13 protein-coding genes are annotated in these 25,158 nt (G+C 71.8%); 6 read left to right on the top strand and 7 right to left on the bottom strand.

The features are described 5' to 3' along the window. Positions 1-128 precede the first annotated feature (128 nt). The 3 genes from ABT001_RS18505 to ABT001_RS18495 all read left to right on the top strand — a co-directional run bounded on the left by ABT001_RS18505 (position 129) and on the right by ABT001_RS18495 (position 3,188). Complete coding sequence (locus tag ABT001_RS18505; RefSeq protein WP_351278410.1) at positions 129-1,967, top strand: SpoIIE family protein phosphatase; 1,839 nt, start codon at positions 129-131, stop codon at positions 1,965-1,967. Then, on the top strand, positions 1,964-2,350 hold the full coding sequence (locus tag ABT001_RS18500) for a VOC family protein (RefSeq protein WP_351278408.1): 387 nt from the start codon (positions 1,964-1,966) through the stop codon (positions 2,348-2,350). Before ABT001_RS18505 ends, ABT001_RS18500 begins: the two co-directional genes overlap by 4 nt. Positions 2,351-2,480: 130 nt before the next feature. Then, positions 2,481-3,188, top strand: coding sequence for a DUF2470 domain-containing protein (locus ABT001_RS18495; protein ID WP_351278406.1), 708 nt, complete (start codon positions 2,481-2,483; stop codon positions 3,186-3,188). Positions 3,189-3,257: 69 nt separating this feature from the next. Here the strand turns inward: ABT001_RS18495 and ABT001_RS36090 are convergent, their stop codons facing one another. Beyond that, a complete protein-coding gene (locus ABT001_RS36090) occupies positions 3,258-3,335 on the bottom strand; it encodes a 50S ribosomal protein bL37 (RefSeq protein WP_371604899.1) in 78 nt (25 codons plus the stop codon). Positions 3,336-3,703: 368 nt separating this feature from the next. On the opposite strand from ABT001_RS36090, the gene malX reads away from it, so the two are divergent. The 3 genes from malX (at position 3,704) to ABT001_RS18480 (ending at position 7,023) form a co-directional block, all read left to right on the top strand. Further along, positions 3,704-5,311 (top strand): maltose/glucose-specific PTS transporter subunit IIBC, encoded by a 1,608-nt coding sequence (gene malX / locus ABT001_RS18490; protein WP_351278403.1) that lies wholly within the window; start codon positions 3,704-3,706, stop codon positions 5,309-5,311. 2 nt (positions 5,312-5,313) lie between these two features. Next, positions 5,314-6,498: a MalY/PatB family protein gene (locus ABT001_RS18485; RefSeq protein ID WP_351278400.1), complete on the top strand. Its 1,185-nt coding sequence runs from the start codon at positions 5,314-5,316 to the stop codon at positions 6,496-6,498. Positions 6,499-6,585: 87 nt separating this feature from the next. Next, positions 6,586-7,023 carry an ATP-binding protein gene (locus ABT001_RS18480; protein WP_351278397.1) on the top strand — a complete coding sequence of 146 codons (438 nt, stop codon included), beginning with the start codon at positions 6,586-6,588 and terminating at the stop codon, positions 7,021-7,023. A gap of 130 nt (positions 7,024-7,153) precedes the next feature. Here the strand turns inward: ABT001_RS18480 and ABT001_RS18475 are convergent, their stop codons facing one another. From ABT001_RS18475 to ABT001_RS18450, 6 genes are all read right to left on the bottom strand, one after another. Next, positions 7,154-14,737, bottom strand: a complete 7,584-nt coding sequence (locus ABT001_RS18475; RefSeq protein ID WP_351278394.1) for a beta-ketoacyl synthase N-terminal-like domain-containing protein — start codon at positions 14,735-14,737, stop codon at positions 7,154-7,156. Positions 14,738-14,784: 47 nt separating this feature from the next. Continuing rightward, on the bottom strand, positions 14,785-20,718 hold the full coding sequence (locus tag ABT001_RS18470) for an SDR family NAD(P)-dependent oxidoreductase (protein WP_351278392.1): 5,934 nt from the start codon (positions 20,716-20,718) through the stop codon (positions 14,785-14,787). A gap of 46 nt (positions 20,719-20,764) precedes the next feature. Continuing rightward, positions 20,765-22,354 carry a PfaD family polyunsaturated fatty acid/polyketide biosynthesis protein gene (locus ABT001_RS18465; protein WP_502967480.1) on the bottom strand — a complete coding sequence of 530 codons (1,590 nt, stop codon included), beginning with the start codon at positions 22,352-22,354 and terminating at the stop codon, positions 20,765-20,767. Positions 22,355-22,460: 106 nt separating this feature from the next. Next, positions 22,461-23,552: an SDR family oxidoreductase gene (locus ABT001_RS18460; protein WP_351278387.1), complete on the bottom strand. Its 1,092-nt coding sequence runs from the start codon at positions 23,550-23,552 to the stop codon at positions 22,461-22,463. Positions 23,553-23,904: 352 nt separating this feature from the next. Next, positions 23,905-24,306 carry a RidA family protein gene (locus tag ABT001_RS18455; RefSeq protein ID WP_351278384.1) on the bottom strand — a complete coding sequence of 134 codons (402 nt, stop codon included), beginning with the start codon at positions 24,304-24,306 and terminating at the stop codon, positions 23,905-23,907. Between the two features lie 387 nt (positions 24,307-24,693). Beyond that, a complete protein-coding gene (locus tag ABT001_RS18450; protein WP_351278382.1) occupies positions 24,694-25,125 on the bottom strand; it encodes a hypothetical protein in 432 nt (143 codons plus the stop codon). Between the last annotated feature and the right edge of the window lie 33 nt (positions 25,126-25,158).

The following is a 25,158-nucleotide window of genomic DNA, read 5'->3' as shown; positions in this document are numbered from 1 at the left end:
CGTCCGGTCTCGTCGCCGCGCGGACCGGCACGGTTCCGACCACGAAGCGGAAGGCATGGGCGCATGACCTCCCAGACGACGGCGGGCACGAGCGGAGAGGCCGGTCCCAGGACGGCGAGGGCCTCTCGATGAGGTCCGCGGAGGAGCTGCCGGAGATCGGCTTCATGCGCACGGTGTTCGACAGTCTGGGGGCGGGGGTCTTCGTCACCGGCACCACCGGTCGGATCACCGCGTGCAACCCGCGCGCGGAACAGCTCGTCGGCCGTACGCGGGATCAGATGCTCGACCACGACATCCATGACCTGCTGCATCGCCGGCGGAACGGCGGGACCGTGGCGCGGAGCGAATGCGATCTGCTGACCGTGCTGGAGGACGGAAGGCCGGCCGAGGGGAGCGACGAGTTCTTCCTCCGCGGGGACAGCACCCTGCTGCCGGTCATCTGGGCGGCCACTCCGCTGCGGCACGAGGGGCGCAGGGAAGGGGCGGTGATCGTCTTCCATGACTTCAGCCTGCACCGGGACGCCGCCGAGCAGACCGCGGCCCACCTCGCCGCGCTGGAGGGACTCACCGCGCGGCTGACGATGGTGGCAGAGGTCTCGACGGTCCTGATCTCCACCCTGGAGCCGCCGGAGATGCTGAACAGGCTGGCGGGACTGCTCGTACCCGACATGGGGGACTGGACGGCGATCGACGTGCGTACGCCGGGGCAGCCCGGCGCGATGCGGCGCGTCGCCGTCCGCACCTCGGACGGGGACCGGAACGCCGACGGTCTCACCGGTCCGCTGCCTCCCGTGCCCGAAGCCGCGCGTTCACCGGTCGTGCAGGCGCTGCGAAGCTCCGAGCCCGTCGTGCTGGACGCGGATGCCCTCGCGGTGCCGCCGGACAGCCCGCTCGCACTCGCCCACCGGGAACTGTTCGCGCGGCTGGGAGGCACCTGCGCCGTCGTGGTGCCCCTGCACACCCGGCGGCAGGTCTTCGGCACGCTGACCGTGGCACGCGTCGAACCGGAGTCCTCCTACACGGAGGCCGAGGTCTTCGTGCTCTCCGACATCGCCCGCCGCGCCGGCCTCGTCATGGAAGCCGCGGAACTCTTCGAGCAGCAGCGTCACGTCGCCGAGACCATGCAGCGCCAACTGCTCACTCCCCTGCCGCAGGTCGACCACCTGGAGCTGGCGGCCCGCTATCTGCCCGCCGAGAGCGCCGCGGAGATCGGCGGGGACTGGTACGACTCCTTCCTCCTCGGCGACGGCGTCCTGACGATGGTCATCGGGGACGTCGTCGGCCACGACCTGAAGGCCGCCGCCCACATGGCGGAGGTGCGCAACATGCTGCGCGCCCTGGCGTGGGACCGGACGGAGCCCCCCAGCCTGATCATGCACCGTCTGGACGAGGCCATGACCCACACCAGCGACGCTCCCATGGCCACCTGCGTCTTCGCGCGCATCGAGGGCGAGGAGGGCGGGCCCTGGCAGCTCCACTGGGTGAACGCCGGGCACCCCCCGCCGCTGCTCATCACGGCCGAAGGGCACACACAATTCCTCGAAGACGGCCACGGCCCGCTTCTCGGTCTCAGCTCGGCCCTGCACCTCGGGCTGGTCTGGCCCAACGCCCACGCGGATCTCCCGCCGCGGTCGACTCTGCTGCTCTACACCGACGGGCTCGTCGAGAGCCGCGACCGGGACATCGAGGCCGGTCTCGCCACGCTGCGCCGGCACGCCTCGTCCCTGGTAGGCCTCGGCATCGAGGATTTCCTCGACGAGCTGCTCAGCCGCATCGGCCCCAGCGGAGACGATGTCGCCCTGCTGGTCATGCGCACCCCTCCGGCGGGCGTCGGGGCGGGCGCCGACGAGGCACGGCCTCAGCATGCGCACAGCCCGGCGGCGCCCGACCGCGCTGCCCCCGGCTCCCGCGTCGAGCACACACCCGTCAGGGACACTTCCGCCCGAACCCCCGGAGAGCACCCATGAAGATCCACCTGACCAGCGTCTTCGTCGATGACCAGGAGAAGGCCCTGCGCTTCTACACGGACGTCCTGGGCTTCGTGAAGAAGGCCGAGGTCCCGCTGGGCGAGGACCGGTGGCTGACCGTGGTCTCGCCGGAGGACCCCGACGGGACCGAACTCCTGCTGGAGCCCGACGGCCATCCCGCGGTGAAGCCGTACAAGGCGGCGCTGGTCGACGACGGCATCCCGGCCGCGTCCTTCGCCGTGGACGACGTGCCCGCGGAGTTCAGCCGGCTGCGCGAGCTCGGGGTGCGTTTCACCCAGGACCCGATGGAGATGGGCCCGGTCACCACAGCGGTCCTGGACGACACCTGCGGCAACCTGATCCAGATCGTGCACAGCCAATGAGTCCCGGGCGAGACCGGAAGACACATCCGTCGGGCAGAGGGCCCGGCTACCCGAACCCCACAGACATGGGTTAGGTTAGGCATACCTAAGCAACAATGAGGCCTCCCCGCCGCCCCTCTGGAGAACTTGGATGCGTCCTCCCCGCCCCCGCCCCACTCGGCCCAGCCCCGCCGAAAGCGTGCTGTCGATCCTGACCGCCGCCCATTCGATGACCGTGGTGAGTGACGGGCTCGACCCCGTCGAGGTGCACCGCCTCGACGGCACACCCGCGATGGGCCACATACATCTGCACGAACCGTCCGACGCGGGCCACGCACGGACCGACACACGCATCCCGGTCCGGCTGGAGTTCACCGACATCGCACCCACACCCGTGCGGGACCGCATGCGCGCCCGCGTCACGGTGACCGGCCTGCTGTCGGCGCCGTACAGCACGGAAGCCGCCGACAGCACCTGCATGGAGTTCGGCCAGGCGGTCCTCGATGACCACCGGGGCCGCACCTTCGTCACGCTGGACGCATTGGAGCAGACGGACCCCGATCCGATCGCCACCAGCGAGGCGTCGATGCTGACGCACCTGATGGACGACCACGGCGAGCTCGTCCCCCTGCTCCTGCGTCTCGTGCGGCCACAGCCGGACAAGGGCATGAGGCGCGTCCTCCCCCTGGCGATGGACCGCTACGGCGTGACCCTGCGCCTGGAGTATCCCCGCACCCACCGTGATGTGCGCCTGCCGTTCCCTAAGCCCGTGGCACGCCTCACCCAGGCCGGGCCCCAGATCCACGCGCTGCTGGCCGCCGCCCGTCGCGCGTCCCACCACAACCAGCTGCTCGCCTGACCCGAGGGCGGCGCCGGGAACGCGTCCGGGGGGCGGCGTACGCCGCCCCCCGGTGTACCGGAGCCGCCCTCAGGTCTGGGGGCGGCTGCCGTGGTTCGCGCCGTTCTTGCGGCGGGCCTTCTTCTTGCGACGTCGCTTCGAGGACATCGAACCTCCTGAGTCGTCAGCTTTCGCACACTGTCCACCGGATTGTCGGCTCCGGCGATCACAGGGCCCCTTACCCGCCGACGTGGCGGCAAACACCCGACACGAACGGAGCAAGGTGGCGTACGTCACACCATGTGACCACCAGTTCACTCCGTGCGCCCCTCGCGGATCGGTGCCCCGTCCTCATGGACAGTTGTTGACCTGCTGTGGTGTGATCCGTGCGGCGGAACGGCCCCGTCCGGCGCTGCTCACCGGGCGATCCCCGGGTGCGGTCGCGCCAGGACGGCTCGAACCGCTCGTTCACGTGGGTCCCCGCATCGCCACGGCGAGTGCCCGGGTCCGTCCCCCCAGGCTCGAAAGTCGCACACATGCAGAAGACCAAGGCCGCACTCTGGGAATTCCTCCAGGGACTCGGTAAGACGTTCATGCTCCCGGTGGCCCTGCTGGCCTTCTGCGGCATCATGCTGGGCATCGGCTCCTCGCTCTCCAGTGAGGCCGTCACCGACAGCCTCCCCTTCCTCAAGGCCGAGGGCTTCCATCTGGTCTTCACCTGGATGGCCAACACGGGCCTGGTCGCCTTCACCTTCCTGCCCGTCCTCTTCGCGATGGCGATTCCGCTCGGTCTCGCCCGCGAGGACAAGGGTGTGGCCGCGTTCTCCGGTTTCGTCGGCTTCGCCGCCATGAATCTCGCGGTGAACTTCTACCTGACCGCCAAGGATGTCGACTTCGAGGACGAGAAGGCGATCGCGCACTACGGCATAGCCGAGGTGCTCGGCGTGCAGTCCATCGATACGGGACTCCTCGGAGCCGTGGCCGTTGGCATCGTTGTCAGCCTTCTCCACCAGCGCTTCCGCACGCAGCGGATGCCTGACGCACTGGCCTTCTTCGGCGGCGTGCGCTTCGTCCCGATCATCTCCGCCCTCGTCCTGAGCGTGCTCGGTCTGCTCATACCCCTGGTGTGGCCGGCCTTCAACGGCTGGATCAACGCCGTGGGCCGCGGCATCGGGCACACCGGTGTATTCGGGCCCTTCTTCTTCGGTATGGGCGAGGTACTGCTGCGGCCGATCGGGCTGCACCACATCCTCGTGGCCATGTTCCGGTTCACCGACGTCGGCGGTTCGGGAGCCGTGTGCGGGGACAACGTCTCCGGGGCCCTGAACATGTTCTACGCGCAGCTGAACTGCTCCGGAGCGCCGGACTCCGCCGTCACCGAGGCGACGCACTTCCTCTCCCAGGGCAAGATGGCGTCGTACCTGGGCGGCCTTCCGGGCGCGGCACTCGCGATGTACCACTGCGCGAACAAGAAGATGCGCCCCGAGATCAAGGCACTGCTGGTGTCCGGTGTGGTCGCCTGTGTGGTCGGCGGCATCACGGAGCCGCTGGAGTTCCTCTTCCTGTTCGTCGCGCCGTGGCTGTACCTCATCCACGCGATCCTGGTCGGGCTCGGCTTCCTCACGGCCGCCCTGCTCGGCGTCTTCATCGGGAACACCGACGGCAACGTCATCGACTGGCTGGTCTTCGGCGTCCTCCAGGGCTCGTCGACCAAGTGGTACCTGGTGCCGGTGATCGCGGCCGTGTGGTTCGCCGCGTACTACGGCCTCTTCCGCTGGGCCATCACCCGCTTCGACCTCAGGACTCCCGGCCGCGACAAGGAACAGGGCGACGAGGACGGTGCCGCCGAGCCCGTCGCCCCGGGCGGGACGGAGCAGCCCACGCGTGAGCTGGTGGCCGGGAAGTACGACGCCGTCGCCATCCTCGAAGCGATCGGCGGCGCCGGCAACATCCGGACGCTGGACAACTGCATCACACGTCTGCGCATGACCGTGGAGGACGCCGGACAGGTGGACGAGGCGCGGCTGAAGAAGCTCGGCGCCGTCGGCGTGATCAAGCTCGACGGCCACACCGTGCAGGTCGTCATCGGTCCGCAGGTCCAGTCGGTGAAGGACGCCGTCGCCGCCATGATTCCGGTGGGCTGACCATGTCTTCCTCCTCCCCCGTCCACGACTTCGGTGCCCCGGTGGACCGCCGCGGCACCTGGTGCACGCAGTGGGACTACGTCGAGGACCGCTTCGGCGTGCCCGGTCTGGTGCCGTTCACGATCTCCGACATGGACTTCGAGACCGCCCCGGAGATCATGACCGCGCTGCGCGGCCGGCTGGACCACGGTGTGCTCGGCTACTCGCGGTGGCGACAGCGGGACTTCCTCTCGGCGATCGTCCACTGGTATGCGACACGGCACGCCACGACCGTCGATCCCGAGTCGATCGTCTACGCCCCCTCCGTCCTCTACCAGGTGTCGCAGCTGCTCCGGCTCTGGTCGGAACCCGGTGACGGCGTGGTCACCCACACCCCCATGTACGACGCGTTCCCCAGAGCCGTGGCCGCCCACGGGCGACAGCTCCGGGAGTGCCCGCTCGACGATTGGGAGGAGCTGGAGCGGCTTCTGGCACTTCCCGACACCACCGTGCTGCTCCTGTGTTCACCCCACAATCCGACGGGCAGGGTCTGGTCCGAGGACGAGCTGCACCGGATGGCACACCTGTGCGCACGGCACGGCGTGGCCGTCATCAGCGACGAGATCCACTCCGACCTGGCGTACGCCCCGCACGTCCATCGCCCGTGGGCCGGCCTCGGCGTCGAGGGCCGGTGGGCCGTGGTCACCTCGGCGTCCAAGTCGTTCAACATCCCCGCTCTGACCGGCAGTTACGGAATCATCGGCGATCCCACGTCGCGCGACGCCTACCTGCGGCAGCTCAAGGAGGCGGACGGCCTGTCCTCCCCCGCCGTACTCTCCCTGGTCGGGCACATCGCCGCGTACAGGGAGGGAGCGCCCTGGCTGGACGCCTTGCGCGCGTATCTCGCGGACAACCTCGCGATGGTCGCCGACCGCCTGTACGCCGCGTTCCCGCAGCTCGCCTGGGAGCCCCCGCAGGCGGGGTATCTCGCCTGGATCGACCTGCGGCCGCTCGGGGTCGACGACGACGCGCTGCAGCGGGAGCTCGTGCGGGTGGAGAAGGTCGCCATCATGCCGGGCACGGCTTACGGCTCCCCCGGGCGGGTCCGGCTCAACGTCGGGTGCCCCCGGTCCAAGGCGGAGACGGGTGTCGAGGCGCTGGTGCGCGCGCTGCACCGGCTCACACCTCCGGGGCGCGACGCCGGATGACCGGAGCGCACTGAAAACGGTGCGGGCGGGTAGACGGGACGACATGTGAGCCGCATGGTGCGGCTGACCTGACGGGGGATGTGTGTCATGGAACGAAGCAGGCAGGAGGCCACCCTGCGCGTGGTGGCGGGGAGTGCCGCGTACGACATGGCTTCGGGAGCGATCGCTCATGCGCGGGGCTTCGTCCGGGAGTTCCTGTCCGAGGCGCAGTCCCGGCGTGGTCAGCGGGTGCCCGCGCGGGCACTGGACGCCGCACAGCTGGTGGTGAGTGAGCTGGCCACCAACGTCTGCAAGCACGCGCCGGGCCCGTGCCTGCTGGATCTCGAGGTGGACGGCAACACGCTGGGCATCATCATGTGGGACTCGAACTCCGAGCTCCCCACCATTCCCCGGGCGGACCCCGCGCGGGTGGGGCAGCACGGCCTGGAGATCGTCCGCGCGGTCTGCCGGAGCTTCGAGGTGCGCCGCGCGCCCGCGGGCAAACGCGTCCACGCGCGGATCTCACTGCTCGAAGGCGCGGCGTGACGCTGCGGCCGACCGGTCATGGCCCGGCTCAGTAGGCGGAGTCGGCGTCGTCGACGGAGCCGTACCTGTCGCAGCGCCATGCCCTCGGCTCGCCTCGCTCCCGAAGGGGTCGGGGCGTGGTCCCGTCCGGTCATCGTTCACCGCCGGAGCGGACGGTGACCCAGCCCTCTCCGCGGACGACCTGGACGGGATGGAGCTGCCCGGAGGCGGTACGGGCGGAGCGCAGGTCCTCGCTCACCTCCACCGTGAACGGATGCACCCCGGCCAGGCGGCCGACATGGTCCTTGACCGCGATGACCTCCAGATGGTCCCTGCCCCTCGCCCCTGGCGGAAGACCCACGATCTGCGCGACCGTGCCTCTGAGCCAGTCGACCTCGTCGATCTCCTCGGCGAGGAGTTCCGTCGTGCCGTCGGTGTGCCTGCACAATCCCACCCCTGCCTGGGTGCTGCGGCGCAGCAGGAAGTCCCGACGCTCGGTGAGCGAGGCACCGGAGAGAGGGCCCACGGGCAACAGGATGTTGATCAGCCGCAGCGCGGCGGCGACCCGTCCTTCCACGCACATCTGGATGTCGATCGCCGACATGGGCCTGTGGCCCGCCCCTTCGGAGACGAACCCGGCGAAACGCGCCTCGATCTCGACCTCCCCGGCCTCCGGCGGCGCTTCGAACAGCTCCAGCCGCTCCAGCCGGAAGGGGTAACCGATGACTCCCTCGCCGAACTCCGGGGACCACCTCCACAGACTGCCGGACGGAATCACCTGGAGGAGCGCGTCCATGACTCCCTGGTTCAGGCATCCCTTCGGCACGGTGCCACGGGCCACGTCGGCCACCCCCGAGGATCCGGCCGAGCCGACGGCCAGCGACGTCAGGTACTGGAACGCCGGTCCGTGGAACAGCTCGGCCGAGGCGTACGGATCCGGCTGCACCACGGCGTCCGGCAGCGGGGCGAACCGCTCGGGGCGGTGGTCCGGCCGGTCACCCACGACCACGGTGCCGCCGGCCGCCTCCTCGAAGCGGGACAGCGCGGGCGTCGCCGCCTCACGCCACGTCAGCAGTTTCACCTCCAGGCCCGCCCGGGTGGGCACCACCTCCGTCCGCAGCCGGACCGGTCCGGCGAGCGGGATCCATCGCCGCAGCTGGACATCGCGTACGGCGACCACCTGACGGCCGGTGTGATCCGCGGCGGCCCGGGCGAGCTGGTCGACGACCGACATCATCGGCAGCGCGGGGACCGTGAAGGTCGGACGGTGGTCACCCGTCCAGGTGTCGACGGCCGGGTCGAGCGTCCGCTCCGTCACTCCGGGCTCCGCGGTCGCACCGCCTCCGGGCACGACGCGGACACCGAGGCCGCGGGCGTGGTAGAGGCAGATGTCATCACCCCAGAGACGGGCTTCGGCGACCGCGTAGGGACCACGTGCGTCCTCGGCGACGTCGACGACCTCCAGGTCGATCGTGATGAGCCGGTTCTCCGGGGTGACCTGTCCGCGGTACTTCCAGGTCACCTCGTGGTCGAGCATGACCGGTTCGAACCGGGGACGGGCGAGGCCCGCGGTGAGGCCCCGCTCGATCAGGTAGAACTGGAGCAGCTGGCACATCGCCTCGATGCCGAGCGATCCCGGCTGGACCGGGTCCTGGAAGAAGTGGGCCTTGAAGAACCACTCCCCCGCGTCGACGTCCTTCTCCGACCGGAGCCGTCCCAGCCCCGCACGTCCCCCCTCGGGCCAGTAGCCCGTGACCCTGTCGATCATCAGCAGCATCGGGCCCGGAAGCCGGGCCGCGCCGGTGAAGTACCGGGCGGGGCGCGTGGTGAGGTCGACCGTGCGTTCGCACGGCTCCTCCGGTGCGGCCCGGTCGTCCTCCGTGACGGGCAGCCCGACCTGGTGGTCGAAGGCCGACGGCGGGAAGAACCCGAACACCGTGGACAGGGCGAAGACTTCGTCGCCGTCGGCGGAGCACCGGATCGTGAACGACACGATGATCATCTCACCGGTACGTGAAACGGAGGTCAGTTCGGCCTCGGTGCGCACGGTCCGGGTGTCCGGCGTGATCTCGCCGGTGACGGTCCCCCGCCCGTCGAGGTTGCGGAAGAGCAGATCGGTGTCGGTGGTCAGCGGGCAGCCGACGTAAGCGGCCAGCCAGCCGCACGGTTGCAGTGCGATCTCCATGAGCACCGCGAACGGCATGACCGGGCTGGTGTTCTGCTCGAAGTACCAGACCTGGTCGGGTACGTCGTACTCGGCGACCACCCGGCTGCCCTGCTTCATACCGCGCTGTGGACCGTCGACGGCGACGATGCGGGTCATGAAGTGATAAGGCGGCCCGGGCAGCCGCGAGATCCTGCGCGTCCCGTCGAAGGACCGCGCCGAATCACCGAAGGCCGCGCTCGGCCTTCCCCACGCGCACGCCAGCAACGACGGGTAGTCGAACACGAGCCCCTCGGACTCCGCCACCGCCTGGGACGCGCGATGTCCGACGAGCCCGCCGAGTTCGGCGAGCGGCACGGGGGCTCCGCTCGTCTGCTCCTTGTGCCCGCCGAGCTGCCGCCAGTGCTCCAGGGGCCAGTCCGGCACCAGCCGCAGCGCGATGTCTTGGCCGTGGAAGGCCTTCACCCCGTCGACGGTGCCGAGGACGTCGGCGTACAGCGTCGGCTCCGGGCCGGCCGAGACGCCGTGCACGAACACCTCGTAGACGATGCGCCGACTGCCGGGGGTGGCCTGACCACGGCAACGGGCGGTGAGGGGCCGCCCGGCCACCGGCTCGAAGCGCCACCCGTCCCTGGCCACGGTGAAACCGAGAGCGGCCAGGTGGAAGGCCATCGCCTGCAGACCGGCCTGGAGCATCAGAGTCCCCGGCATGCACGGGTCGTTCTTGAAGTGGCCCTCGAAGAACCAGTCGTCCGGGGAGACGGGCGTCTCCGCGCGGAGGTAACCGCGGCCCCACGGACCTCCGGCCGGGTCGAACGCGGTGACCTCGCGCAGGAGCAGCAGCCGTCCGCCGTCCGGCCGGGGTGAGCGCACATGTGACCTGGTGACGTCCCAGCCCGGTCCGAAGCAGTCCGCGGGCCGGCCTGCCGCGAAGGCCCGCACCTGTTCGGCGGTGAAGGACGTCCGCGTGCAGGGCGCCGCGGGGGCGTCCCTGGGGACGTCCGGGGCCGGTGTGCGGGTGGCCGGGTCCCAGCGCACACCGTCGGTGCCGTCGAGTTCGGCCTTCGTGAAGAAGCCCGCCTGACCGTCCCGGACGCTCAGCCTGAGTTCGTCGCCGGCGTAGCAGTCGTAGTGGAAGAAGAACAGACGGACACCGTCGTGCCGGGCGTGCCGGTCGATGTGGATCTCGTACCGCAGGGTCTCCCCCGCCCGGGGCGGGCTGCCGTGGTAGGTCAGTTCGCATCCGAGCAGCCGGTAGGCCCGTTCGCCCCGGTTGAGCAGATCGGCGCCGAGCCAGCTGATCAGCAGCAGGTCCGCCTGGCCCGCCTCGATCATGAGGCCCGCCGGCATGCGGCCGGTGGGGTCGAGGTACCAGCTGTCGAGGCGGACATCGGTCTCGGTCCGGATCGTGCCGGTGGCGTGTTCGGCGCCGAGTTCGGCCAGCGCTGCGGGAACGGCGTCGATGCCGGTGACCCGGTCGGCGAGCAGCATCGGCGGTCCGGGCATCCTGGTCTGCACCTCGTACGCGTCCTGCTCGGCGAACCGGGGCCCGAACAGGGTGGAGACCGGCTGGGTGGCGAGCTGTTCCAGCTGTGCCCGGTCGAACACGATGGTCGGCACGGGGGCCGGCGGGCCCGGCGGATGCACGGTCGGCGCCGCGGTTCCCGCCGCCGCGTGCACGAGTGCGGTGGCGAAGAGGGCCCTGGTGCGCAGGAACCTCTGGTGCGCCTGGAGGTGCCGGGCCAGCACGTCCTGGTGCAGCGCGGTCACACGGTCGGCGTGGAGCGCGACCAGCGTGTGCGGGTCCGTCGCCTGTGGCTCGGTGCCGGCGGAGAGCGGTGCGGGCCCGGCCTGGACAGGTGCTGCAGGTGCGGGGGCCCGGTACGCCGGGACCGGGGCCAGCCGGGGAGCCCTCGGCATGATCACCGCGGGGCGCTCGAGTGAGGGCAAGGTGATCTCCCGGTGGGCCGGAACAGTGAGCGCGGGGGTGTCGTCGGGCTGCGGTTGCGCGGCGGTGCGCAGCTCTTCGAAGAGCGCCTCGGTACGGACGGGTACGCCGGCGGCGACGAGCTCCGCCACCGCCCGGTGCAGTTGGGGAAGCCCTCTGTCCTCGGCGTCGAGGGCGACGGCCACGTGTTCGCGGTCACCGAGGATCCGCTTGATCCATCCCGTGCAGAGGCCGCGCGGACCGTGTTCGACGAACACCCGGACCCCGTCGGCCCAGGCTCGTTCGACCGTGCCCGCGAAGTCGATCGTCCCCACGCCCTGCGCGGTGACGGCGTCGGCGGCGCCTTCGGCCGTCGGGATGTAGGACCGTGTCGTCGCGCCGCTGTAGAAGCGCACCCCCGGCACGGTCTCGGTGGGGCGGTGGTGCAGCTTCCACCACCGGTCGCGCACCTCGGACAGTTCGGGAGCGTGGGCGGCGAGGTCGTACTCGACCGGAATCGCGTGCGCGGTCCCGATCCGCGCCACGACCGCGGCACACGCCCGTGCCTCGCCGCCGACCACGCACACGTCGGGGGCGTTGATCACCATCAGATGGACGGCACGTTCGTCCGCCAGTTCCCTGCGGACCACGTCGAGGGGCGCGGTGACCAGATAGCTGGCCCACCGGTCTCCCCGCACTCCGAGGCGTTCCCAGGCGCGGCGTACGCCTCTGAGTTCGCCGGTGAGTTCACTGGTGAACAGGCCGCTCTCCCGGGTGTCCCGGTGCAGGGCCGCCACGTCACGCCAGGCTCCCAGGGCCACCAGGGCGGCCGACTCCCCGGAGGAGTAGCCGATGGCGGCGTCCGGACGCAGCCCGAGGAGGCCCCGGGTCAGCTCGACGTGGATCGCGGCCAGTCGGGCGGCTCCCCAGATGCGGTCGAGCACCGTCCGCGCGGCGTCCGGTGCCTGCCGCCCGGCGGCGTTCCCGTGCGCGGCCGCGACCGCGTCGCCGAGTGAGGGCAGGGCCAGCTGTACCTCGCGGCCCATGCCCGGGTACGCCGCCGACCCGTTGGTGAACACGAAGGCGGTCTCGCCTCCCACCGGGGCGGCCCGGTAGGCCGCTCCGGCCGGCTTGATCCCGTCCCCGACGAGCCAGCGGCGTGCGGCGTCCCGCCGCGTCCGCGGGTCGCCGTCCGACACGAAGGCCAGCCTGGCGGGCCCTTCGCCGGACTCGGTGCCCGACTCCAGTGCGGCCAGCACCTCTTGACGGTCGCGTCCGGAGTACACGTGCAGCCGTGGTCCGGGGCCGGGCGCCCAGGCCCCGGCGTCCCCCGCCCGCAGCCGTAGCCGCAGTGGGGGCGCTTCCAGCGGCGACACCACCACCTGCGCGGTACGCAGACCCGGTGCGACGTCGGCCGGGCCGTCCGCCCTCGGGAACGCGCGGTGCCGGAGAGCGGTCACCGCGACCGCGACCGACAGCAGCCCGTGGGCGGCGTGGGCCCGGCCGAACAGCGCGGCCGGGTCGAATCCGGTGTCCGTGCCGTCGCCGATGACCACGTCCGGTTCTCCGGTGGGCTCCTCGTCGAGGAGGGCCAGCACGGTGTCGCCGTCCCGGCGTGCGTCGGGGAGGCGTTTGAGTACGACCGCGACGGCGCAGTCCCCGGTGCCGGTCTCCCGTCCGAGCTCGTGCAGGGCGGCCCGGTGCACCGGTTCGCAGGAGAGGTCGACGGCGCCGACGAGCGCCGCGTCCGCCTCCCCGGCCCGGATCGCACGGGCCGCGAGCTCCAGCGCGACCGCCCCGGAGGCCTCCTCGGCCGAGACGGTACAGCCTGGTCCGCCCAGGTCGAGCTGGGTGTTGATCCGGTTGGCCACGAGGTTGGGCAGGGTGCCCACGACCCGTTCCGCGTCCATCGGCGGGGAGAACGAGTCCTGGACGCGCGCGGCCAGTACGGGGTCGGTGTGCCGTCCGTCCTCCTCCAGCCAGGACGGGGCTCGCCAGCGTGCGGTGGCCAGGGAGTTCTGGGTGTCCACCCCCGTTCCGACGAGGACCATGGTCCGCTCGCGCGGCAGGATCACGTCACGCGCCGCCTCCCGCGCGGTTTCGAGCATCAGGATCTGCTGGGGCAGTGCCTGTCCGACCGACAGCGGCGGGAAGCGCAGCCCTGGCAGGGCCACGTGGATGTGCCCCGCCTGACGGCTCTGCCGGCCGTCGAGCACCGCGCTCCGGAAGTCCCCGGTGCTCGCTCCCGCGCCGGTCCGGGCGGCCAGCGCCACGATCGCGACCGGCGCGGGAGGGCGGTTCGGCGTGCGGCGCACCCCCGCACCGGCGGGGCGCGTACCGTCCCAGGCGTCGACGATCAGATGGGCGTTGGTGCCGCCGAATCCGAAGGCGCTGACCGCAGCCCGGCGCCGGCCCGGCCATGGCTCGGCGTCGCTCAGCACCCGCAGCCGGGTGCCGTGCAGCGCGGTCAGCGGCTCCTCGGCCGCGAGCGTGGCGGGACGGATGCCGGCCCGCATCCCGCCGAGGACCTTGAGCAGCCCTCCCACGCCGGCCGCGGCCAGCAGGTGTCCGACGTTGGACTTCACGGAACCGATGGGGACGTCAGGGTTGTCCTCGAAGACCCGTGCCATGCCGCGGACCTCCTCCGTGTCACCGACGGGCGTTCCCGTCGCGTGGCATTCCACGAGGGAGACGCTCCGCGGCGCGACGCCCGCCATGTCGTACGCCAGACGCATGGCCCGTTCCTGCCCCTCCCGTGCGGGGCTGAGCAGTCCTCCGCCGCGCCCGTCGTTGGACAGCCCGACCCCCCGGACGACTCCCAGGACCGGCGCACCCTGGGCGAGGGCGTCGTCCAGGCGCATCAGCGCCACGAACCCGGCCCCCTCGCCGGGGAGCAGCCCGTCGGCGTCCCGGTGGAAGGGGCGGCTGCGGCTGGTACGGCTCACCGCGGACAGGCCGCAGAACCCCACGTGCAGGAACAGGTTGTCGGCCCGGTTGACCGCGCCGGCCACCATGACGTCCGCCGTCCCGTCGTGCAGCCGGTCGCAGGCCAGCTTGACCGCGTACAAGGAGGAGGCGCAGGCGGCGTCGAGCGCGAAGGCCCCCGCCCCCAGTCCGAGCGCCTTGGCCGCGAAGTGTGCGGGAAGTCCGGAGGAGAAGCGGTTCCGCGCGTCCGGCCTGGTCCGTGCCGCCGCGGGCAGCAGGGAGGGCGCCCCCTCGGACAGCCATACGTGCTCGGCGAAGGCCGACCCCGCGCCGGTGGGGTAGGAAAGGTTGCCCAGAACCAGACCCGTGCGTGCCGAGGGCTCCTCGCGCCCCGCCTCCCGCAGCGCCTGCCGGGCGCCGTACAGCACCCAGTGGAACAGCGGGTCCAAGCCGAGGATCTCTTCAGGGGCGACGAGGAAACCGGTCGGATCGAACACCTGCCCGAAGTCCTGGACGTAACCGCCGATGTCCGTCCACGTACGGTCGAGGTGGTCCTCGACCGTGCCCATGGCCCATCTGTGCGGCAGCCTCCACCGGCCCTCCGGGACGGGAGACAGGCTGCACCGGCGTGCGGCGATGTTGTCCCAGAAGGCGTCCGGGTCCAGCGCGTCGGGAAAGACGCACCCCCGGCCGACGACGGCGATCGGGTCGAATCCCATACCGGTCTCATTTCACGATCACGGACGAAACAGGGGCGCGTACAGGATCAGGAGGGGCGTCGTACGAGTTCCACGCCGAGCAGCTCCACCCTGGGCAGCCCGTCCGCGTCGAGGAGCGCCGCGTCGCAGCGTGCTCCCGTGTCGTGCACCTTCACGGCCCGCACCACGCACCGCACGGTGTCCTGGACGGGACCACCCCGGTGCACCCGGCATTCCGCGACCGCCATCGGCAGGGTGGCGTCACCGAGTGCCTCGTCCGCCCACAGCAGCGCGAGTTGCAGGGCGCCGTCCACGGCCGCCGCGTCGAGCTGCCAGTGCTCGCCGCCCCAGCCGAGCCCGGTCAGACCGGTCACCGTCGCCTCCGCTCCGTCCGCGCCGACTCCGTGGACGGTGCGGAGGGCGTGGAAGCGCGGGCCGTGGAACAGCACCCGGCCGTCGTAGATCCCGGTGTTCCGCAGCACGGTGAGGCCCTGGGGGGTGTTCCAGCTCTCCGGTCGCGACGGGCCCGTCTCGAAGTCCAGCTGGACCCTGAAGTGCGGTGTGCCCTCCTCCCCCGCCAGTTCGGCCTCCACCGCGGAGGGTGAACCGGTAGCCGCCCGGCGGCCGTTCAGGGCGAACCGGTGGCCGTCGCCGTCCAGGTGCGGCAAGGCGATCCTGCTGAAGACACGGAGGTCCCGGAACACCGGTTGGCCGGCGTCCGGGCGCCAGGCCGCGGCGGCTGCGGCGAACCGGTCCAGGGCCAGCGCCACCGGGAGGACGGGAACGCCGCCGACCACGTGGTCGGCGAGGTAGGGATGGGTGTGCGCGTCGACGCGCACCTGGGCCGCGACCGGTTCGGCGACGGCTGCCGCGGTTCCCAGGTCGTGGCCGGCCGCGATGACCACCCTGGTGTCGGCTCCCGGAGCACCCAGTTCGGCGGTGAAGGCCGCGGCGCCCTGCCCGCCGGGGATGAGCGGCACACCGGAACGGCCGAAGTGAGCGGCCAGCGCGGGAGTCACCATTCCGCCGTCCCATGGTCCCCAGGCGATGGAGCGCACCAGGCAGTCGGGCCGCCGGGCGCCCTCCGCGGCGGCAACGTGGTTGAGGACCTCGTTGGCCATGGCGTAGTCGCTCTGTCCCGCGTTGCCGTGGACGGCCGCGACCGAGGAGAACAGGACGATCGCATCGAGCGGATCATCCTCGGTGGCGGAGAGCAGTGTGCGGAGGGCGCCCGCCTTGGTGGCCAGGACACGGTCGAACTGCTCGTCGGTCTTCTCGGCGAGGAGCTTGTCCGCCAGCACGCCCGCCCCGTGCACCAGCGCGGTGATCGGCCCCCAGTCGCGGCGTACCTCGTCCAGTACGCCGCGCACCGCTCCGCCGTCACGGACGTCCACCGGGATGTACCGGACCGAGGAACCCGCGCTTTCGAGGGCCGCCACGGTGGACCGGACCTCACGGGCCGCCAGGATCCTCCGGGCCTCGGCTCCGATCGCGGCGGGAGTGGACGCGTCGGAGTGCTCGGCGAGGGCCCGGGTGAGTGCGGCCTCGTCGGTCGCCGCCGACAGCCCCGGCGGTTCCTCGGCAGGCTCGGTGCGGCCGAGCAGCACGATGCGGGGCCGGTGGGCCCCGGCGAGGTCCAACAGAGCGGCCGCGGTCACCCCGCGGGCTCCCCCGGTGGCCACGACGACCGAATCCGGACCGATGCGCGAGGCCGGCCCGGGCTCGGCCCGCGCCGGCACCGCGACCGGGGTGGTGCGGGTGCCGTCCGCGCGCAGCCCGACCTCCGACGCCGGTCCGCCGTACAGCAGTTCCCGCACGATCGCTTCGGCGACGGCGTCCGCGTCCCGCCCCCCGCGCTCGCAGTCGATCGCCTTGACCGTGGCCGTGGGCCATTCCTTGGCGGCGGTCCTGGCCAGCGCGGCGATGCCTCCGAGCCAGGCCCGCTCCGGCCGGCTGCCGCGGAGCCCGAAGTCGCCTCCGGTGTCCTGCACGGCCACGAACACCCCTCCCTCGGCGGTGAAGCGCGACGCGACCGACCGGGCCGCCTCGAAGGCGCCGCACTGCGACGTCAGGGCGGCCTCGGGTGTGTCGGCCGGTGCGAGGCCGCCGAGGTGCACGACCGCCCGCGAGTTCGGGGGAACGTCGGTCACGACGGTGGCCCGGAACCCTTGGTCGGTCAGTCCGGCAGCCACCATCTCCGCGATCCCGAGGCCGTCGTCGGTCACGACGACCGGTTCGTTCCCCAGCCCGGCCAGGGTCAGCCCTGGGGCCGGGGTCCGTACCGTGCGCACCGCGAGCCTGGTGAGCTCCACCGTCCGGGCGGTCTCGTGCCGGGGGGCGGGGATCCCGTCGGCCACCCCGGGCTCCGCGACCGGGCCCGCCGTGTCCGGAGCGGTGGTCGTGGCAGGGGCAGTGGCAGGGGTCGTGGCTGTGAACGCCTCGACGATCTGACGCAGTGTGCGGAGCTTGAGCAGCTCTCCCACCTCGCCGTCCCTGTGGTCACCGACCCGTTCCCGCATGGCGGAGAGGATCTCCACCCTCTTGATGGAGTCCACTCCGAGATCCGACTCGAGTTCCATGTCCACGTTGAGCATCGCGACCGGGTACCCGGTCCGCTCCGCCACCACGGACAGCAGCGCCTCCTCGAACTCCGCCGCTGACATGCTTCCGGGCGTGGCGGCAACGGGTGTCGCCGGGACCTGCGCCGGTTCGGGCAGCACGGCGGGAGCCGCTGCCGCGGTGTCCACGGGCACGGCGGCCAGGGGAGGTGCGGCGGCCATGGTCACGGCGGTCCCGGGCGGAGCGGGCAGGACCGCCGGCGCGGCCGGCGTGCCGGGCGTGGACAGAACCTGAGGGCCTGTACGCACGATGCCCGGAGCGCCCAGCATCGCGCTGAGGGGCGTCTCCGTCATCTGCAGGAAGGCCACATGACTGTCGATCAGCATGCGCTGGCAGGCCTCATGGGCCTGGGCCGTGTGTCGCTGCATGTTGTCGACCACGGCCAGCCAGCCGGCGTCGGTGCCCACGACCGCGGGCCCGGGGGTCGCGGTGGGTACGCCGAGTACGTGGGGCTCCGGCTCGACGGCCGCGGGAAGGGCCGCCGCCCGGGCCGGAACCGGCGCGGCGGGCGGGGGTACGTCAGGCCGGCGGGGCGGGTTCGGCGCGGGCAGGGCGTCGGCGCCGCCTGCGGGCGGATAGACCCGTCCCTGGTTCCTGCCGTTGATCTGCACGGTCATCCTGGGCTTGCGCTCCTCGGCTGGTGCTGCGGGCGGCGCGTAGGGCTCCCACAGCTGGTCGTGGTCAAGGGGGACGCCCCGCACGGCGAGCCGGCCGAGTGCGTCCTGCAGGGAGGTGGCTCCGTCACGTCCCCTGCGGTCGAGGCCGACCGCCAGGTGCTCGCGGTCGCCGAGGATCTGCGTGACCAGCCCCGTGAGCGTGTCGCCGGTGCCCACCTCGACGAACGTCCGTACCCCTGAGGCGTACATCGCCTCGATCTGGTCGCTGAACAGCACGGGTGAGGAGAGATGGCCGGCGATCCTGCTCCGGATCTCCTCGGGGGCCGACGGGTAGACCGCGGCATCGGCGTTCCCGTAGACCTCGAACCGGGGCTCGCCGACCGGGACGCCGCCCAGGTACGCGAGGAGCGGTTCGCCGGCCCGGGCGACGACCGGGCTGTGGAAGGCCGTCGCGGCCTCCAGCCGTCGCGTGGTGATCCCCTCGGCGGAGAGCTTCCGCTCGATGATCTCGACCGTCCCGGAGGCGCCGGAGACCACGGTCTGGGCGGGAGCGTTGTGGTTGGCGACCCAGACGTCCGTGGCGCCGGAGCGGGCGATGGCGTCCTCGACCCGGTCGCGCCCGGCCGCGGCGGCGAGCATGGCGCCCGGGACGGCCGCCGCCTCACGCATGAGCTCCCCGCGCCTCCGGGCGAGGTCCACCAGGGACTCGGATTCCAGTACGCCCGCCGCGTGCAGCGCCACCAGTTCGCCGAAGCTGTGGCCTGCCACGCAGTCCGGCTCCAGACCGAGACCGCGCAGTACCCCGATCAGCGCGAGGCTGTGCACCGCCAGAGCGGGCTGCGCCCACTCGGTCCCGGTCAGGAGAGCTTGCTGGGCGGCCCGTTCCGCTTCGCTGAAGGCAGGGGGCGGGAACACCACGCGGTGCAGCTCGCGGCCGCCGAACTCCCTGGTTCCCAGCCGGTCCCACACCGCTTGGGCCGCCGGGTGGAGCATGGCAACGTCCGCGCCCATGCCGACGTACTGAGCGCCTTGTCCCGGGAAGAGGAACGCGATCCGGCCGATGTCGGCCGCACCGGTGGCGTAGTGGACACCGGTCGGTGTGGCGAAGTCCGCGTCGGGCCGCTCGTCGATCAGCGCGTACGCCTGTCGCAGCTTGTCGGACAGGTCGTCGCCGTGTGCGGCGACGACGGCGAGACGTACGGGATCACTCGTGCGGAAGTCCCGCTGGCTCTCGCGCGCGATCTCGGACAGTGGCCGGCCGGTGTCGGTCCTCCGTTCCAGGAGGGCGTCCGCCGACGGCGCACTGAGGAGCACCAGTTCGGTGGGGGCGGTCCTGGTACGCCACGCCGCGCGCCCACCGGAACCGGAGGAGGGCGTGTACTCCTCCAGTGTGACGTGGAAGTTGCTGCCACCGAAGCCGAAGCTGGACACGGCGGCCCTGCGCGGTCGGTCAGGGGAGCGCACCCACGGACGTGCCCGGGTGTTCAGGTAGAACGGACTGTCCTCGATCCGCATCGCGGGGTCGGGACGGTCCACCTTGATCATCGGTGGCAGGACCTGGTGGCTCAGGGCGAGGACGCTCTTGAGGAGGCCGACCGCACCGGCGGCGCCCTTGGTGTGGCCGATCTGCGATTTGACCGAGCCGAGGGCGCACCACTGCCCGTCCTCACGGCCGGACTCCTCGTAGACCTGACGCAGTGCGGCGAACTCCGCGGCGTCGCCCGCAGCGGTCCCGGTGCCGTGGGCCTCCACCAGTTCGACGGTCTCCGGGCCGTAGCCGGAGTCCTCGTAGGTGCGGCGCAGGGCGCGTGCCTGTCCTTCGGGGCGCGGCGCGTAGATCGCGCCGCTCCTGCCGTCCGACGAGGTGCCGATCCCCCGGAGGACGGCGTGGATGCGGTCACCGGCGCGCTCCGCGTCGGCGAGTCGCTTCAACGCGTACATGGCGATGCCCTCGCCGAGCATCGTGCCGTCGGCCGCCTCGGAGAACGGGCGGCAGTCGCCGCTGGGTGAGAGGGCGGGCGTCTTGGAGAAGCACATGAAGGTGCCGACGTCGTTGGAGGCGTCGACGCCTCCGCTGATCACCAGATCGGCCCGCCCGAGGGAGAGTTCGCTCACCGCCGTGGACAGGGCGGCGAACGAGCTGGCGCACGCCGCGTCCGTGACGTGGTTGGTGCCGTGCAGGTCGAACCTGTTCGCGATCCGGCCCGCGATGACGTTGCCGAGCATCCCGGGGAAGGTCGACTCCTGCCAGGGCGCGTAGTGGCCGGTGATGCTGTCGCAGACCGCCTGCGCCTCCTCCTCCGGGATCCCGTTCTCCCGGAGGGCCTTGAGCCAGACCGGGCGTTGGATCCGCGCGGTCATGTGTGTCAGCAGTTCCGTGGCGCCCGCGCCGAGGATCACGGAGACACGGTCGCGGTCCGTCCCGTGGATCCCGCCGATGTCGGCGAGGACCTGCTCGGCGACGGTGAGGGCGAGCAACTGCACGGTGTCCGTCGCGCCGAGGGTGTTCGGCGGGATACCGAAGGCCATCGGGTCGAACGCGACGTCGGAGAGGAAGGCCCCCCGGCGGGCGTAGGTCTTGTCCTGCGCGGCGGGATCGGGGTCGTAGTAGTCCTCGACGAGCCAGCGTGCGGCGGGTACGTCGGTGATCAGGTCGCGGCCGGTCACGACCGTGCGCCAGAATCCGCCGGCACCGTGCTCGCCGGGCATGAGGGCACCGACGCCGATCACGGCGATCGGGACCTGTCGGGGGCGAGTGGCTGACATGGTCTGCACTTCCTTGCTGATCGGGTGGTGGGCGCCGGGAGCGCGGTCAGGCGAGGCGGCAGGGGGTGAAGGCGGACGCCGCCGCCGGCACCGGCACGCCGAATGTGCGGAGTTGGTGGGCGCGAGTGGCGACGGCGGCGCCTTCGAGCAGGTTGAGCGCGATCTGCACCACGGAGCGGTTGGCCGGGTCCGCGAGGAAGCTGTCCGCGGTCCACCGGTTGAACGCGCCCATCGCCGGGCCGCACCAGATCTGGTAGTCGCCGCGCCGGGCCGTGTCCCCGGTGATCGCCCACCGGCTGGAGTTCCCCAGGTACCAGCGGAAGACCAGTGCCATGCGGTGCCGGGGGTCCTTCTCCGCGCGGTCCACCTCCGCGGGGTCACGCTCGTGCCAGAAACCCCGGGTCCGCTCCCACACCTCGTCGAGGGGGGCTCGGAACACGTCCCGTTCGAGCGTGGCGCGTAGCCGCGCCGGGAGGTCCTCCAGGGAGGAATGGGCCCGGTACGCCTCGTGGAGGCGGCCGGCTCGCTGGGCGAACAGGGTTCCCCGGCGCAGGACCTGGAGCTTGACCCCCTGCTCGAACATGTCGGCTGCGGGGGCCATGATCACGTCGGCGATGTCGGCATCGGCGAGCATCGCCTTCGCGTCATCGGAGATCCCCGCTTCCACGGCGACCTGGTTCACCGACCCCGTCACCACGTAGGCCGCGCCGAGGGCGAACGCGGCGGCGACCGCGTCCGGTGTGCCCAGCCCGCCGGCGGCGCCGATCCTGACCTCCCGGGTGTACCCGTGGTGCCGGGCGAGCTCGTCCCGCAGGAGCAGGACGCGCGGCAGGAGGACTCCGAGGGGCCGGTTGTCGGTGTGTCCGCCGCTGTCGGACTCCACCGTGAGGTCCTCGGCCACGGGCACCAGCGCGGCGAGTTCGGCCTCCTCCGCGGTGAGTGCTCCGCGCGCGACCAGCGGACGCAGCAGGGCCGGTGGTGCCGGGGAGAGGAAGCGTGTCGCGACCTCCGGCCGTGACACCTTGGCGAAGACCCGGGTACGCCGCACGATCCGCCCGTCGGGTCCCCTGCTCAGCCCCGAGGCCGAGCACAACACGACAGCCGGTGTCAGTTCCATGTACGCCGACGCCGAGACGCACGGGACGGCGTGGCGCAGGAGCAGTTCGGCGACCCGGTACTCCAGATCGGGTTCGCTCGGCGAGTGGATCAGGTTCACTCCCCAGTTCGACATGCCGGCCAGCTCGGTGGCCAGCCCCCGCACCGCTCGCTCCACGTCGGCGAGGCCGAGGCCACCGGCGCCGAAGAACCCGAGCATCTCGGCCCTGGCCATCGCCGCGACCATGCGCGTGGTGGCGATTCCGTTCGCCATCTCCCCGGCCACATAGGGAAAACGGACGCCGTGGGCCTCGCAGAAGGTCCGCCCTCCCAGCCACTCCGGATACAGCGGTGGCAGTGTGCCGACGACGATGTCGCCCGGTGGCCTGGGCCCCATCACCAGGCCCAGCTCCCGGCCGGTGGGGCCGGTGACGATGTGCGCGTGCTGCCGGATCTGCCGGACGCGGGAGGCGATGTGCTCCGGCGCGAAGACGGCCGGGGCGCCGACGGCCTCGTCGTCAGGACATGTCAGTACGGACAAGGGCTGGTTTCCCATCAGGAAGGGGTCCGAACAGCTGTGGTGGGGTTGCCCCGCACCCCCGCTCGGGGCGGCGGTGCGGGTCAGGGTGCCTCCGTGGGCGCCGTGGTCAGCCGGGGTCGATGCCGGCGGCCAGGTAGTCGAGGTCGACCCGGATCCCGGACGCGGGCGGGCCCAGCAGGTTCCGCACACGGGTGTCGTCGAAGCGACGGCGATGGCTGAGGTACGGCGTGAATCCGGGATAGAGGTCCGCGGTCGCCTCCAGTGAACCCGGGGCTTCGGGCCTCTTCTCGACGAGCCGCACCTTCACCGGCACCATCCGCTCCAGCAGGGCGGTGAGGACCGTGGTCGCGACGTCGTGGTCGTGGACGACGTGGTAGACGTCGACCCGTCCCGAGGGCGGTCGGCTCGCCAGCCGGGTCATCACGGAGACCGCGTGTTCCACGGGCAGGAGGTTCAGGTGCCCCCGGGGGTGGCCCGCCATCCGTACCACCGGGCGGCGTTCCTCGGGGACCTCGCCCGGGGTGAGACCGCCGCTCCGCAGCGAGGCCCGCACGATCCGGGACAGGAACTGCAGCGGGTGCGGGGGGAGTTCGGGGTTCGGGGCGAGGTCCGTGACCAGGACGCTCGGTCGCATGACCACGACCGGCCGCCCGTGGGCGCGCGCCCATTCGTGCACCAGGACCTCGGCCTCGTACTTGGACCGCTCGTAGCTGTTCTCGAAGCCGTGCCGTCCGTCCAACTCGTCCTCGTACACGACGCCCTCGCGGCGCGCCCCGCCCACGAAGGCGGTGCCGATGTGGTGGACCAGCGGACGGCGGATTCCCGCGGCGGCCAGCTCCAGTACGCTCCGGGTGCCTTCGACGTTGACCCGGCGCAGTTGCGCGAGGTCGTCGTCCAGGTTGATGTTGCCCGCGCTGTGCCAGATCACGTCCAGCTCGTCCGCCAGCCGCCGGAACGCGTCGGGGGACAGGCCCAGTCGCGGCCGTCTCAGGTCGATCTCCACGATGCTCAGCCGACGGGGCAGCTCCGAGATCAGCGCGGGGGGCGCGCCGGTCAGCTCCATGAAGCGGGTGATCCGTCCGAGCGCGCGGTCCGATCCCGCGTGCGCGAGGACCGTCAACGAGTCGTGGCGTTCCAGCAGCGCGCGGACAAGACGCAGCCCCAGGAACCCGGTGGCCCCGGTAAGAGCGACTCGCACAGTGCCCCCAAAGTTCAGAGAACGGAGATGCGGTCACCTCGCCGGGGAACCGCGGAACCGGTGGGGTCGCCCGTGATCGCGTCGGTCGGCCTGCCGTGGTGGACAACCCTCGGCCCCGCTGCGGGGAAACGGCACGGCCGTGGCGTTGACGCGATTTCACCCGTTCGGCCCAGCGCGTCGGCGTCTGGTCCCGCCGACGGCCGTACAGCGACGCGCGAAGTCGGCCGTGCGGGTACAGCACTCCTCGATACGGGAGTCGGCAGGTCGTGAAAACGTCCGCGGAACGGTCACCGCGACCGTTCCGCGGACGGGTCCTGAGGCCGGTCGAACCGGCCGCGCGCTGCGGACAGGCTCAGGCGGGAAGCGTCGTGTCGACGACGAAGCCGATCTCGACGACCTGGCCGGGGAAGGTCAGCTCGGTGACCCCCAAAACCGTGCTGACTGGGCGGTGGTCGCCGAAATACTCGCGGTTGCCCTCCGCCGTCGCTGCGGCGTTCTGCCGCAGGTTCACCACGTACAGGGTCTGCGAGACGACCTGGTTCCGGGTGGCGCCGTAGTGGTCCAGGACCTTGTCCGTGTTGGCGTAGGTCTGCTCGGCCTGGGCAGCGAAGTCGTCCGCGTGGAGGAACTCTCCCGCCTCGTCGAGCGACAGCTGTCCGGAGACGTGGATCAGATCGCCGGACTTGATCGCCTGCGAGTAGCCGAAGTCGCTCTCGGCCGGCACGTCGTGGTTGAAGACATCGATGGTGGCCAAGGTGCTCGCCCCTCTGGTGTGCTCTCTTGTGGTTACTCGGAAACTTTAGGAGAGTGACCGCCGACCTGGAAGAACGCACTTCTTGGTGACTGAGGAACCTGATGGTGACCAAGCAACTACGCAAGAGCCCCGCCTGAGGGCGCGGACCTGAGGCGCGGAGGAGGCCCAGGAGCGTCCGGCCCGGCTACAGCATCCGTACGTCACCCCCGCCACGCAGGCGGCCCTCGGATGCGACGCCGAGCTCTACCTCAACGATCGGGTGCTGCTGGAGGCCGAACGGCTGCTGATCCACACCTCGAACGCGACGGTTTCACGTACGCGACGGCGTAGCCACCGCGCGGAAGCGCCCGGGCCGCCGGGACGCGCGGTGCGGCCCCCTTCGCGCCCTCATGGTTTCGGCCGGGCCTGCTGCAGTGCGCGGCGCTCGTCGGACTCCTGCATCTCCAGAACGCGGAAGACGTGGGCGCTTGCCCGTTTGCGCGCGCTCCCGCTGGTGAACAGCGCCGCCCCCGCGACCGCGGGCGGCACGGCGAGGATTCCGATCCCGAGCAGTTCGGGCCAGTCGCGCTCGACGGCGCACAGCCGGTGCACGTCCTCGCTGTACGGCGTGTCCTTGTCGTCCGTGGTGTCCGCACTGTCATGGAACAGCGGTGCCTCACACGCGACTTCGTCGAAGACGCCGTCCTGCACGGTGAAGGGCACCAGCAGCAGGTAGCCCAGCCAGAGGAACAGGGCTGCCGAGATCACCATGAGGCCGGCACCCCAGCTCTGCTGCCGTCCGGCCCAGCGGTCGAATTCCTGGCGGGCGGGCCATTGCATGTGAGATCCCCCGTTACTCGTCCGGCTCGCGTG

It is taken from the genome of Streptomyces sp. NPDC002793 (genome assembly GCF_040295485.1).
GTDB lineage: Bacteria > Actinomycetota > Actinomycetes > Streptomycetales > Streptomycetaceae > Streptomyces.
This window is presented reverse-complemented; position numbering and strand designations above follow the sequence as displayed.